Source organism: Pseudomonas sp. RU47 (assembly GCF_004011755.1).
In the GTDB taxonomy this organism is placed as follows: Bacteria; Pseudomonadota; Gammaproteobacteria; order Pseudomonadales; family Pseudomonadaceae; genus Aquipseudomonas.
On record NZ_CP022411.1, the window covers coordinates 852,622 to 864,317 of the forward strand.

Here is an 11,696-nt window from a genome sequence, read left to right on the forward strand (position 1 = left end):
ACGACAGGCGAGCCCGGTCATGCGGCGCAGCAGGGATTTCAGTTCAGAGTATTGACCGGGTTTTTTTCGCCATAACGGGCAATGCGCTCGAACTGGCATTCCTGGCGCGCATCGTTGAGGTTGCTTTCGAACGCTTCGAGGCCGTCGTGCAATTGCTGCAAATCGCCGATCTGGGTCACCAGTTCGGCTTTTTTTTCGGCAATGGCTCGTTGCGCCATGTCCCACGGGAATTCGTCGCCGCGGTAGTTGTTGAGGATCACCTGCAGCTCTTTGAGCTTGAAGCCCAGTTGCTGGGCGCACTTGATGAACGTCAACACCTCGACACTTTGCTGGCTGTAGATGCGGTATTTGCCTTCACGCTTGGGCTCGGGCAACAGGCCGATTTCTTCGTAGTGGCGAATGCTTTTGACAGTGGTGCCCGACAGCTGGGCGGCTTTGCCGATATACATAAAGGTCCGTCTCGATGGTCAAACATAGCTAGCGCAATCAGGCGTCATGCCTGATCGGCGGCGATTATATGTCCAATAGCATCACAAGATTGCAGCTGTGCGTAAAAGACGCGCACAGGCGACGGGCGGGCACCGACAGGAACCCGCAGACGGACTGACGACGGCCACGCGCCGTCAGTGTTTCAGCCGTGTTACGTCAGCAGGCGGCGCTCACGCGGGCTTGCTCCAGCCAGTTTTCGCGCTGTTTCGGTTTGGAGCCTAGAATTGGCCCGAAGGTCAGCGTCTTCAATGGCTTGATCCCGCAGAATTCCAGGGTGGTCTTGCGCATCTGATGCAGCCCCGGCATGCCGTAGACCCATTTGTAATACCAGTACGGCGTGTCCATGGTCACCAGCAGATGCGCAGTGCGGCCCTTGAGCAGCTTGTCCGGGAACGCTTTGCCTTCGCGATACTTGAAGGCGAAACCGGGCAGGAAAATCCGATCGACAAATCCCTTCAGCAACGCCGGAATCCCGCCCCACCAGATCGGATAGACAAACGTCAGGTGTTCAGCCCAGGTGATGTCGGCCTGGGCTTGCAGCAGATCCGGCTCCAGTGGCTGAATCTTGTTGTAACCCTCGTGCAGAACCGGGTCGAACGCCAGCGCGTCCAGGCGCAACAGGCGGACGTCATGCCCGGCGTCTTTGGCCGCCTGCACGTAGGTCTCGCTCAATGCCCCGCAAAAACTGTCGGTGGAGGGGTGACCCAGAATCACGAGCATTCGTTTGCTCATTGTGTGTACTCCTGAAATGAAGCCTGCAGGATAGAGTCTGCCCCTAGCGGTAGAGTCAAGGTATCAGCGCATCGAGCAGGGCACGGGCGTAACCGGGCAGGTGCGCGAAATCCCGCGCGCACAGTTTCAAGGTGCGATTCGCCCAGAGGTCGTCGAGCGGACGGCAGATCAGCGCATGCAGGGGGGCCCAACGCTCGACGGCAATCTTGGGCACGATGGCCAGGCCCGCGCCGCGAGCGACCATGCGCATGACACCGTCAAAGCCATCGGTGCGGATGCGGATAGTCATGCGCTGGCCGATGTGCAGGGCCTGTTCCTCCAGATGAATCGCCAGTGCACTGTTGGCGCCCAGCGCCACGTAGTCATGCGCCAGGGTTTCGCCGAACGTCAGCGAGGCGCGGCTCGCCAGGGCATGACCCGGCGGTAAAACCATTACCAGTGGATCATCGCGAAACGCGCGGGTTTGCAAGCCGCTGGTGTCTACCGCGTCAGACACGATGCCCAAGTCCGCCGCGCCCTGACGCAAGGCGTGGGTGATGCGCGCGCTGGGCAGCTCCTGCAAGTCGATGTCGAGATTGGGATGATCGCGGAGGAAGTCCGCGAGTACTTCCGGCAGGTATTCGGTGATCGCCGTGGTGTTGCACAGCAAGCGCACCTGACCTTTGACGCCTTGGGCGTAGTCGGCCAGATCCTGCTGCATGCGTTCGGCCTGTTGCAGAAGGATGCGCGCATGGTGGGCGAGGGCTTTGCCGGCGGGCGTCGGGGTGACGCCACGGCGGCCGCGCTCAAGGAAATCGCTGCCGAGCGAGGCTTCCATGGCGCGGATTCTGGCGCTGGCGGCGGCCAGGGATAAATGGCTGCGGGCGGCGCCGGCGGTGATATTGCCGGTGTCGAGGATGTGCAGATAGAGGCGCAGGTCGGTGAGGTCGAAGTGCATGGTTGGCAGCCTCTGGTTTTTGTGGTGTCTGGGCGGCCCCCTTCGCGAGCAGGCTCGCTCCCACATTGGATGGGTGTCGTACACAAATCCCCTGTGGGAGCGAGCCTGCTCGCGAAGGGGCCAGAAGACTCAATGGAAAAATCAGCCTCTTGCTAAAAGAGAGGCACCCTCAGTATATGGCAGATTTTCAGCCAACCCGGACTGGCGCAGAGTAGCGCCATGAACACACTCACAGATTTCTACCAACACCTCGGTCTAGCCCTGTCCTTGCTGGTCATCACGACCTTCATCCTCGCCGGCCTGATCAAAGGCGTCATCGGCCTCGGCCTGCCCACCGTTGCCATGGGCTTGCTCGGTCTGGCTATGGCGCCGTCGCAGGCAGCCGCATTGCTGATTATTCCAGCAACCCTGACCAATGTCTGGCAACTGGCATTCGGCGGACATTTGAAAGGACTGATCAAACGCCTCTGGCCGATGCTGCTGATGATCTTTCTCGGCACCGGCGTCGGCACAATGTGGATCGGCATGGCAGGCGGGCAGTGGGTGGTGCGCGGACTCGGCGCGGCACTGTTGCTCTACGCGTTGAGCGGATTGTTTTTGCCAACGCTGAGTGTCAATCCACGTCATGAAGGCTGGCTGGGTCCGGCGTGCGGTTTGATCACGGGTGTCATCACTTCGGCCACCGGCGTCTTCGTGATCCCGGCGGTGCCGTACCTGCAAGCGCTGGGGTTAAATCGCGATCAACTGGTGCAGGCGCTGGGCCTGTCCTTCACCGTTTCAACGTTGGCACTGGCCGCTGGATTGCTCTGGCGCGGCGCCCTCGGTGGCGGCGAACTCACTGCCTCGCTGCTGGCGTTGATCCCGGCGGTGCTGGGCATGTTGCTCGGTCAATGGCTGCGCCAGAGGATCAGCGCCTTGCTGTTCAAGCGCGTGTTCTTCATCGGTCTGGGCGCGCTCGGCGCCCATCTGCTGATCAGCGGTTAGCCGAAGCCTCGCTGAGCATTTCAATCTGGCGGATATCAAAATCACGTTCCAGATAATCCATGCGTCGCTCAAAGAATGCCTTCATGTGCGGCAGATTCGAGTGCACGTCGAGATGCGCCTGGGACGCCCAGATCTCGTAGAAGATGAACAGCGTCGGATCTTCCTTGTCGCGCAGCATGTGGTACTCGATACAACCCGGTTCAGCGCGACTCGGCTCGACATAAGCGCGAAACAGCGCTTCGAAAGCCTCGGCTTTTTCCGGGCGGGTCTTGGCGTGCAGGATAAAACCCAAGCGTTCACTCATCACAACGACTCCTCAAATTCAGAATGCCGCGGATGTTATTGCAACAATCGACGATAGATTCGTGCCTTTTTATCAAATGTATTTTGCGCAATCAGGCCTTATTCCGCGCGAGGCGGATCGTTAACCTGCCGCCATTCCAGTTTCCCTTCTCCATCCAGCCCACTGGCTGCGCCGAGGCTTTCTCATGAAAAAAGTGCTGTTGCTCAATGGCGGTAAGAAATTCGCTCACTCCGACGGTCGCTACAACGCCACCCTGCATGAGGCCGCGCTGAGCGTGCTCGATCGTGGCGGTGTCGATGTGAAAACCACGTTCATCGACGAGGGCTACGACGTCGCTGAAGAAGTGGCCAAATTCCTTTGGGCCGACGTGATCATTTATCAGATGCCTGGCTGGTGGATGGGCGCGCCATGGACGGTGAAAAAGTACCTCGACGAAGTCTTCACCGAAGGCCACGGCAGCCTCTACGCCAGCGATGGCCGCACCCGTTCCGACGCCTCGCAGAAGTACGGCAGCGGTGGCCTGATTCAGGGCAAGCAATACATGCTGTCGCTGACCTGGAATGCACCGCAGCAGGCCTTTGATGACCCGACTGATTTCTTTGAGGCCAAAGGTGTCGACGCGGTGTACTTCCCATTCCACAAGGCCAACGAGTTTCTCGGTATGACCGGGTTGCCGACGTTCCTCTGTGTCGACGTGATGAAGCGTCCGAACATCGAGGCTGATGTGGCGCGTTATGAGCAGCATTTGACCGAGGTGTTTGGTCTCAAGGGCTGAATGGTTTCGGGCTACTATCGGTGGTAACAGCAAAAGATCGCAGCCTGCGGCAGCTCCTACAGAGAGTTGCAGTCATCGGCGATCTTGGCGATCTCAAAGAGGACACCCGTGAAAGCCAGATCCGATGAGTTGCAGATTTTCGTCTGCGTGATCGAGTGCGGTTCGATCTCCGCCGCCGCCGAACAGGTCGGGCAAACGCCGTCGGCGGTCAGCCGCACGTTGTCGAGGCTGGAAGCCAAGCTCGACACCACGCTGATCAATCGCACCACGCGGCGCATGGACCTGACCGAGGAGGGCAAGTATTTCTTTGAGCAAGCCAAGCTGATTCTCGATCAGATGGAGCAACTCGAAGAGCGCCTGTCCTCGCGCCAGCAAACCCCATCCGGGCGCTTGCGGATCAATGCCGCATCACCGTTCATGCTCCACGCGGTGGTCCCGTACATCGACGAATTCCGTCGGCTCTATCCGGACATCCAGCTCGAACTCAACAGCAATGACCTGATCATTGACCTGCTGGAACAAAGCACCGACATCGCCATCCGTATCGGCACTCTCGCCGATTCGACGCTGCACGCGCGCTCGCTCGGCTGCAGCCCGCTGTTGATCGTCGCCAGCCCCGCCTACCTGGAAAAACATGGCGCGCCGCAGCAAGTCGCCGATCTGAGCGAACACACCTTGCTTGGCTTCACCCAGAACGAAGGCCTCAATCAATGGCCGCTGCGCTATGTGCACGGCGACCGCTGGCCGATCACCCCGGCAATCAGCGCCTCCAGCGGCGAGACCGTGCGCCATCTGGCGCTGGAAGGGCAGGGCATCGCTTGCCTGTCGCACTTCATGACCATCGACGACATCCGTGCCGGGCGCCTGAAAGTCCTGCTCGGCGAATTCAACAGCGGCTATCGCCAGCCGATCAATGCGGTGTACTACCGGAACTCGCAACTGGCGCTGCGCATTCAGTGTTTTCTCGACTTCATCCAGAGCAAACTCGCCGCTTACGCCAGCGCCGATTTCAAGGGCTGATTCGTGATCCCTGCGCAAGAGTGAATTGGTCGAGGGCGGGTTTTTCCCTCCGGCTCACGGGCAGATACTCGTCCCATCACTTACTCACGCAGGGAGTTTCTCCATGAACGTATTCGTCACCGGCGCTGCCGGTTTTATCGGCGGCTCGATCGCTACCGGTCTGGTCAAGGCCGGGCATCAAGTCACCGGTCTGGTGCGCAGCGCCGAACAGGCTGAAGAGCTGAAAGCCATCGGGATCACCCCGGTCATCGGCACTCTCGACGACAAAACACTGCTCGCCGAACAGGCCCGCGCTGCCGACGCGGTGATCAACGCCGCCAGCAGCGACCATCGCGGTGCAGTTGAAGCGTTGCTCGATGCCTTGCGCGGTTCCAACAAAGTGTTCCTGCACACCAGCGGTTCGAGCATCGTCGGTGATGCCTCGGGCGGTAAATCCAGCGATGTCATCTACTACGAGGACAATCTGCCGGAGCCGACCGTCGACAAGGCCGCCCGCGTGGCCATCGACAACCTGATCCTCGCGGCGGCGAAGGACGGCGTGAATTCCGCCGTTATCTGCAACACGCTGATCTACGGCCACAGCCTGGGCGTCAATCGCGACAGCGTGCAATTGCCACGACTGCTCAAGCAAGCACGCAAAAGCGGCGTGGTGCGCCACGTCGGTACCGGCCAGAACATCTGGTCCAACGTGCACATCGAAGACGTCGTCGCCCTCTACCTGCTGGCGCTGACCAAGAACGTCCCGGGCACGTTCTACTTTGTCGAAAGCGGCGAAGCGTCGTTCATCGACATGACCACCGCCATGGCCGAAGCGCTGAATCTGGGTCAACCGCAAGACTGGCCGCTGAAAGACGCCGAAGCCGAATGGGGCTACGAAATGGCCAACTACGGCCTCGGCTCCAACAGCCGCGTGCGTGGCAAGCATGCGCGCGAACTGCTGGGCTGGGTGCCGAAGCGTACGTCGGTGGTTGAATGGATTCGTAACGAAATGGTGTGAGTCGTCCACCAGCTCCCACAGGTTTTGCGCATTTCTGTCTGGAGGAATGCGATCAAAACTGTGGGAGCGAGCCTGCTCGCGAAAGCGGTTTTTCAGTCGCCAGAGATGTTGAATGTGAAGCCGCCTTCGCGAGCAGGCTCGCTCCCACATTGGTTTCTCGTTCACCGAAAAGCCATGTAAATCCCTCCCCCTGATTTTCATTAATCACGACAAGACATACCTATTAGCGACACGCCTTGCCTCTCCACGAAAATTACTTTCATGCGGTTTGAAATCTCGATCTCGAAATGATTTATGAGTTTCACAACCCATTCGAACGTGACCCTTTCGAGGAGTACCGCATGACGCCTTCCTTCGGCTATTGGCTGCTGGTCTATGCCGCCGTCGCCATCATCGCGCTGATCGTGTTGATCGCCCGTTACCGGCTCAATCCGTTCATCGTCATCACCCTGATTTCCATCGGCCTGGCGCTGGTGGCCGGGATGCCACCATCGGGTGTGGTCGGGGCGTATGAGGCCGGGGTGGGCAAGACGCTGGGGCATATCGCGCTGGTGGTCGCGCTCGGGACGATGCTCGGCAAGATGATGGCCGAGTCCGGTGGCGCCGAGCAGATGGCGCGCACGCTGATCGACAAGTTTGGCGAGAAGAACGCGCACTGGGCGATGGTCTGCATCGCCTTCCTGGTGGGCCTGCCGTTGTTCTTCGAAGTCGGTTTCGTGTTGCTGGTGCCGATTGCATTCACTGTGGCGCGGCGCGTCGGCGTGTCGATTCTGATGGTCGGTTTGCCGATGGTTGCCGGCCTGTCGGTGGTGCATGCGCTGGTGCCGCCACACCCGGCGGCGATGCTCGCGGTGCAGGCGTATCAGGCGTCGGTCGGGCAGACCTTGCTGTATGCGATTGCCATCGGTATTCCGACCGCGATCATTGCCGGCCCGCTGTACGCCAAATTCATCGTGCCGCGCATTCAATTGCCGGCGGATAACCCGCTGGAAAAGCAATTTCTCGACCGCGAACCGCGCGACAAACTGCCGGGTTTCGGCATCACCATGGCGACCATTCTGTTGCCGGTGGTGTTGATGCTGATCGGTGGCTGGGCCAACCTGATTTCCACGCCGGGCAGCGGCTTCAACCAGTTCCTGTTGTTCATCGGCAACTCGGTGATTGCGCTGCTGCTGGCGACCTTGCTGAGCTTCTGGACGCTCGGCATCGCCCAGGGCTTCAACCGCGAATCTATTCTCAAATTCACCAACGAATGTCTGGCGCCGACTGCCAGTATCACGTTGCTGGTCGGTGCCGGTGGTGGCTTGAACCGCATTCTGGTGGATGCTGGCGTCACCGATCAGATCGTCGGCCTCGCCCACGAATTCCAGCTGTCGCCGCTGATCATGGGCTGGCTGTTCGCCGCGCTGATGCGTATCGCCACCGGTTCGGCAACCGTGGCGATGACCACCGCGTCCGGCGTGGTCGCGCCAGTGGCCATTGGTCTGGGTTATCCACACCCTGAGCTATTGGTGCTGGCGACCGGCGCGGGCTCGGTTATCTTTTCTCACGTCAACGACGGCGGCTTCTGGTTGATCAAGGAATACTTCAACATGACGGTCGCACAGACGTTCAAGACCTGGACCGTGCTCGAGACGCTGATCTCGATAGTCGCGTTCGGCCTGACCGTCGGCCTTTCTTGCCTGCTGTAACCGGAGCCCGCCGCCCATGGATATCCTCTACCAGATCCGCGCCCGTCAGGATTCCTTCAGCGCCGGTGAAGGCCGCATCGCCCGTTTGATGCTCGATGACGTTGGTTTCGCCGCCAGCGCCAGCCTCGAAGACCTCGCGCAACGCGCCGAAGTCAGCACCGCCACGCTGTCGCGTTTCGCCCGCACCGTAGGCTGCCGCGACTTGCGTGATCTGCGCCTGCAACTGGCTCAGGCCAGCGGCGTTGGCAGCCGTTTTCTCGACCCGGCAGGCACGCCTGAGCAGTCGGCGTTCTACGGGCAGATCGTCGGTGATATCGAAACCACGCTGCGCCAGCATCTGGCCGGGTTCGACGAGTCACGCTTTGCCGATGCGGTGAAGATGCTCGGCCAGGCACGAATGATTCACGCCTTCGGCCTGGGCGGTTGCTCGACCCTGTGCAGCGACGAATTGCAGGTACGCCTGGTGCGCCTCGGCTACCCGATTGCGGTGTGTCATGACGCGGTGATGATGCGCGTCACCGCCGCCAGCCTGAATTCCGAGCAAGTGCTCATCGTCTGTTCGCTGACCGGCATCACCCCGGAGTTGCTTGAGACTGTCGAACTGGCACGTAACTATGGCGTGCGCATTCTGGCGATCACCCGCGCCGATTCGCCGCTGGCGCAACTGGCCGACATTGTCCTGCCGCTGCAAGGCGCGGAAACCTCGTTCATCTACAAACCGACGGCGGCGCGCTACGGCATGTTGCTCGCCATCGACGTGCTCGCCACTGAGCTGGCGCTGGCCAATCCTGAAGACAATCAAGAACGTCTGCGGCGGATCAAACTCGCCCTCGACGAATACCGTGGCGGCGACGATCACCTGCCGCTGGGAGACTGACATGCTGTACGACACCCTGATTCGCAATGCCCTGATCATCGATGGCAGCAACGTGCCCGGCTACAAGGCCGACGTGGCGATTCGCGATGGCCGCATCGAGCGTATCGGCGACTTGCACGATGCCACCGCCAGCGAGGAAATCGACGCCGCCGGTCGCGTGCTGGCGCCCGGTTTTATCGACGTGCATACCCACGACGACACCGTGGTGATTCGTCAGCCAGAGATGCTGCCCAAGCTCAGCCAGGGCGTGACCACCGTGATTGTGGGCAACTGCGGGATCAGCGCCTCGCCCGTGACATTGAAGGGCAATCCGCCCGACCCGATGAACCTGCTCGGCACAGCGGCGGCATTCGTTTATCCGCGTTTCAGCGATTACCGCGCGGCGGTTGAAGCGGCCAATACCACGCTGAACGTGGCGGCACTGATCGGCCACACGGCGCTGCGCAGCAATCATCTGGATGATTTGTTCCGCACCGCGACGCCAGAAGAAATCGCGGCGATGCGCGAACAGTTACGCGAAAGCCTTGAGGCTGGTGCGTTGGGTTTATCCACAGGTCTGGCGTACGCCAGCGCCTACAACGCATCCACCGATGAGGTGATGCAACTGACTGAAGAACTCACGGCCTTTGGCGCGGTGTACACCACGCACCTGCGCAGCGAATTCGCCCCGGTTCTGGAGGCGATGGAAGAAGCGTTCAGCATTGGCCGTCACTCGCGTTCACCGGTGATTATTTCCCACCTCAAGTGTGCTGGCGTCGGCAACTGGGGGCGCAGTCCGCAATTGCTCGCCTCATTGGAAGAGGCCGCTAAAACCCAGCACGTGGGGTGCGATTGCTACCCGTATGCGGCGAGTTCATCGACACTGGATTTGAAACAAGTCACCGACGCCCACCGCATCACCATCACCTGGTCGACGCCGCACCCGGAAGTCAGCGGTCGCGACCTGATCGACATCGCTGCCGAATGGAATCTGCCGCTGCTCGATGCCGCCAAACGCCTGCAACCGGCCGGTGCGGTGTACTACGGCATGGACGAGGCGGATGTACGAAGAATCCTCGCCCATCCGTTATCGATGGTCGGCTCTGACGGACTGCCCGAAGATCCGTTCCCGCATCCGCGCCTGTGGGGTGCTTTCCCACGGGTTCTCGGACATTTCAGTCGCGATGTCGGGCTGTTTCCGCTGCACACCGCCGTGCACAAGATGACTGGGCTGTCGGCGGCGCGATTCGGGCTGAAAGAGCGCGGTGAGATTCGTGAAGGTTATTGGGCGGATCTGGTGTTGTTCGATCCGGCGACCGTGCGTGATGTAGCCGACTTCCACGACCCGCAACGTGCGGCGCAGGGCATCGATGGCGTGTGGATCAACGGTGTTTTGAGTTATCGCGATGGGCAGGGGAATGGTCGCAGGGAAGGGCGCTTTCTCGCGCGACAGGGTGATCTGCGCGACAATTTTCACTGAGGTTTCGCGGACTGCGTCACAGTGATGGCACATTGCGACTAAAAAAAGTCATCAACAGGCCGAATTGCTGACATCCACCCCGTCTACACTGTGGGGCCAATCAGTCAGGGAGCACCCCATGAGCTTCGGCAAAACCACCCCGATCCTGCGGATCTTCGATGAAGCCAAAGCTGTCGAGTTCTACGTCGATTTTCTGGGTTTCAAGATCGACTGGCAGCATCGCTTCGAGGCGACTTTTCCGTTGTATCTGCAGGTGTCGCGTGGTGAATGTGTGCTGCATTTGTCCGAGCATCATGGCGATGCGTGCCCGGGTTCGGCGCTGCGTATCGAGACGGACGAGCTGGAGGCGTTTCAGCAGCAGTTGGTGGCCAAGGATTACAAGTTCTCCCACCCGGGTATTCAGGCGATGCCGTGGGGGAGTCAGGACATGACGATCGTTGATCCGTTTGGTAATCGGTTGGTGTTTACCAACGCGATCAGCCTCTGAAGCGAAAAGCTCCTCACCCTAGCCCTCTCCCAGAGGGAGAGGGGACTGACCGAGTTGTCTGACGCTATGCACCGACCTGAAAGATCTGCAGCGATTATGGATTCACAGCAGCACTTTCAGGTCGGTGTATTTAGCGAACATCCCACTGTTGGCCCCTCACCTTAGCCCTCTCCCGGAGGGAGAGGGGACTGACCGAGTTGTCTGGCGCTATACATCGACCTGCAAGACCGAGTCGATTATGGATTCACCGCAGCACTTTCAGGTCGGCGTATCTAATCAATATACCCCGTTCGGCCCCCTCTCCCTCCGGGAGAGGGCTGGGGTGAGGGGAAAATGACACACCACAAAAAGAAGCCCGCCATCCAACCTTTCCAGTTGGGCAGCGGGCTTTTTCGTTACTCGGTCGGCACTAACCTGTCCAACACGCGATTGACGGCCATTTCCGCCACCATCACCACTTGCGCAATGCCCTGCAGGGTTTTGCGGTGAGTGCCTTCAACCTGCGCGGCATGGTTGTTGAGCATGACCGTCGCCGAACCCAGGGTTTCGCTGGCGTCGGCCAGCAGGGATTCGGTGTCGGCATTGGGGTTGGCCATGTACAGCGTGTTGGGGGTGTAGGGCGTGGCCATGAGGTCGGCGTTCGTCGGACCGAGATAATGGTCGAGCGCGCGCTCGGCGGCTTCGTGGAATTTCTTTGAGTCGGGGGATTCGTAGGGGGAGGCCGGGTCAGTGACCGGCGGGTTTGGCGTTATTTTGAACATAGCTGTGTTCCCTTTGTTGAGCGGCCACCCTTTGGCTACTAAACGAAAGGGTGGCAGCTGTACGCAGGTTAGTAGACCGGGGAACTCAGCTAAGCCGGCGCGCCGAAGCGCCCTGCGTACAGCCACCATATAGCTCAGGTGCGGGAGCACCTGTGATGAGTGTACGACCAGCAGAGTTACCAC

General features: G+C 60.1%; 13 protein-coding genes. 8 read left to right on the plus strand and 5 right to left on the minus strand.

What is annotated here, in order from left to right; all coding sequences use genetic code 11:
* Positions 1–38 precede the first annotated feature (38 nt).
* From CCX46_RS03700 to CCX46_RS03710, 3 genes are all read right to left on the minus strand, one after another.
* The gene (locus CCX46_RS03700) at positions 39–449 is read right to left on the minus strand and encodes a MerR family transcriptional regulator (RefSeq protein WP_127925750.1); all 411 of its coding nucleotides are present in this window, start codon (positions 447–449) and stop codon (positions 39–41) included.
* Between the two features lie 196 nt (positions 450–645).
* A complete protein-coding gene (locus CCX46_RS03705) occupies positions 646–1,221 on the minus strand; it encodes an NAD(P)H-dependent oxidoreductase (RefSeq protein ID WP_127925751.1) in 576 nt (191 codons plus the stop codon).
* Positions 1,222–1,276: 55 nt separating this feature from the next.
* Complete coding sequence (locus CCX46_RS03710; protein ID WP_127925752.1) at positions 1,277–2,158, minus strand: LysR substrate-binding domain-containing protein; 882 nt, start codon at positions 2,156–2,158, stop codon at positions 1,277–1,279.
* 219 nt (positions 2,159–2,377) lie between these two features.
* Between CCX46_RS03710 and CCX46_RS03720 the strand changes: the two genes are divergently transcribed.
* Positions 2,378–3,142: a sulfite exporter TauE/SafE family protein gene (locus CCX46_RS03720; protein WP_127925754.1), complete on the plus strand. Its 765-nt coding sequence runs from the start codon at positions 2,378–2,380 to the stop codon at positions 3,140–3,142.
* On the opposite strand, the gene CCX46_RS03725 is transcribed toward CCX46_RS03720, so the two are convergent.
* Positions 3,132–3,446 (minus strand): putative quinol monooxygenase, encoded by a 315-nt coding sequence (locus tag CCX46_RS03725; protein ID WP_127925755.1) that lies wholly within the window; start codon positions 3,444–3,446, stop codon positions 3,132–3,134. The genes CCX46_RS03720 and CCX46_RS03725 overlap by 11 nt on opposite strands.
* 184 nt (positions 3,447–3,630) lie before the next feature.
* Here CCX46_RS03725 and CCX46_RS03730 point away from each other — a divergent pair, with 184 nt between their 5' ends.
* From CCX46_RS03730 to CCX46_RS03760, 7 genes are all read left to right on the plus strand, one after another.
* The gene (locus CCX46_RS03730) at positions 3,631–4,221 is read left to right on the plus strand and encodes an NAD(P)H-dependent oxidoreductase (RefSeq protein WP_038357444.1); all 591 of its coding nucleotides are present in this window, start codon (positions 3,631–3,633) and stop codon (positions 4,219–4,221) included.
* Positions 4,222–4,329: 108 nt separating this feature from the next.
* Complete coding sequence (locus CCX46_RS03735) at positions 4,330–5,241, plus strand: LysR family transcriptional regulator (RefSeq protein WP_127925756.1); 912 nt, start codon at positions 4,330–4,332, stop codon at positions 5,239–5,241.
* A gap of 103 nt (positions 5,242–5,344) precedes the next feature.
* Positions 5,345–6,238 carry an NAD-dependent epimerase/dehydratase family protein gene (locus CCX46_RS03740; protein WP_127925757.1) on the plus strand — a complete coding sequence of 298 codons (894 nt, stop codon included), beginning with the start codon at positions 5,345–5,347 and terminating at the stop codon, positions 6,236–6,238.
* A 341-nt stretch (positions 6,239–6,579) separates the two neighbouring features.
* The gene (locus tag CCX46_RS03745) at positions 6,580–7,929 is read left to right on the plus strand and encodes a GntP family permease (protein WP_127925758.1); all 1,350 of its coding nucleotides are present in this window, start codon (positions 6,580–6,582) and stop codon (positions 7,927–7,929) included.
* 16 nt (positions 7,930–7,945) lie between these two features.
* Positions 7,946–8,806 carry a MurR/RpiR family transcriptional regulator gene (locus CCX46_RS03750; protein ID WP_127925759.1) on the plus strand — a complete coding sequence of 287 codons (861 nt, stop codon included), beginning with the start codon at positions 7,946–7,948 and terminating at the stop codon, positions 8,804–8,806.
* Position 8,807: 1 nt separating this feature from the next.
* Positions 8,808–10,265 carry an N-acyl-D-amino-acid deacylase family protein gene (locus CCX46_RS03755; protein ID WP_127925760.1) on the plus strand — a complete coding sequence of 486 codons (1,458 nt, stop codon included), beginning with the start codon at positions 8,808–8,810 and terminating at the stop codon, positions 10,263–10,265.
* 118 nt (positions 10,266–10,383) lie between these two features.
* A complete protein-coding gene (locus tag CCX46_RS03760; RefSeq protein WP_127925761.1) occupies positions 10,384–10,752 on the plus strand; it encodes a glyoxalase superfamily protein in 369 nt (122 codons plus the stop codon).
* Between the two features lie 395 nt (positions 10,753–11,147).
* On the opposite strand, the gene CCX46_RS03765 is transcribed toward CCX46_RS03760, so the two are convergent.
* Positions 11,148–11,513: a DUF6124 family protein gene (locus CCX46_RS03765; protein WP_127925762.1), complete on the minus strand. Its 366-nt coding sequence runs from the start codon at positions 11,511–11,513 to the stop codon at positions 11,148–11,150.
* Between the last annotated feature and the right edge of the window lie 183 nt (positions 11,514–11,696).

Excerpts from the sequence above, each read along its gene's own strand:
- CCX46_RS03725 (WP_127925755.1), bottom strand. The coding sequence starts at position 3,446 with ATGAGTGAACGCTTGGGTTTTATCCTGCACGCCAAGACCCGCCCGGAA.
- CCX46_RS03705 (WP_127925751.1), bottom strand. The coding sequence starts at position 1,221 with ATGAGCAAACGAATGCTCGTGATTCTGGGTCACCCCTCCACCGACAGT.
- CCX46_RS03740 (WP_127925757.1), top strand. The coding sequence starts at position 5,345 with ATGAACGTATTCGTCACCGGCGCTGCCGGTTTTATCGGCGGCTCGATC.
- CCX46_RS03760 (WP_127925761.1), top strand. The coding sequence starts at position 10,384 with ATGAGCTTCGGCAAAACCACCCCGATCCTGCGGATCTTCGATGAAGCC.
- CCX46_RS03765 (WP_127925762.1), bottom strand. The coding sequence starts at position 11,513 with ATGTTCAAAATAACGCCAAACCCGCCGGTCACTGACCCGGCCTCCCCC.
- CCX46_RS03720 (WP_127925754.1), top strand. The coding sequence starts at position 2,378 with ATGAACACACTCACAGATTTCTACCAACACCTCGGTCTAGCCCTGTCC.
- CCX46_RS03755 (WP_127925760.1), top strand. The coding sequence starts at position 8,808 with ATGCTGTACGACACCCTGATTCGCAATGCCCTGATCATCGATGGCAGC.
- CCX46_RS03700 (WP_127925750.1), bottom strand. The coding sequence starts at position 449 with ATGTATATCGGCAAAGCCGCCCAGCTGTCGGGCACCACTGTCAAAAGC.
- CCX46_RS03710 (WP_127925752.1), bottom strand. The coding sequence starts at position 2,158 with ATGCACTTCGACCTCACCGACCTGCGCCTCTATCTGCACATCCTCGAC.
- CCX46_RS03750 (WP_127925759.1), top strand. The coding sequence starts at position 7,946 with ATGGATATCCTCTACCAGATCCGCGCCCGTCAGGATTCCTTCAGCGCC.
- CCX46_RS03730 (WP_038357444.1), top strand. The coding sequence starts at position 3,631 with ATGAAAAAAGTGCTGTTGCTCAATGGCGGTAAGAAATTCGCTCACTCC.
- CCX46_RS03745 (WP_127925758.1), top strand. The coding sequence starts at position 6,580 with ATGACGCCTTCCTTCGGCTATTGGCTGCTGGTCTATGCCGCCGTCGCC.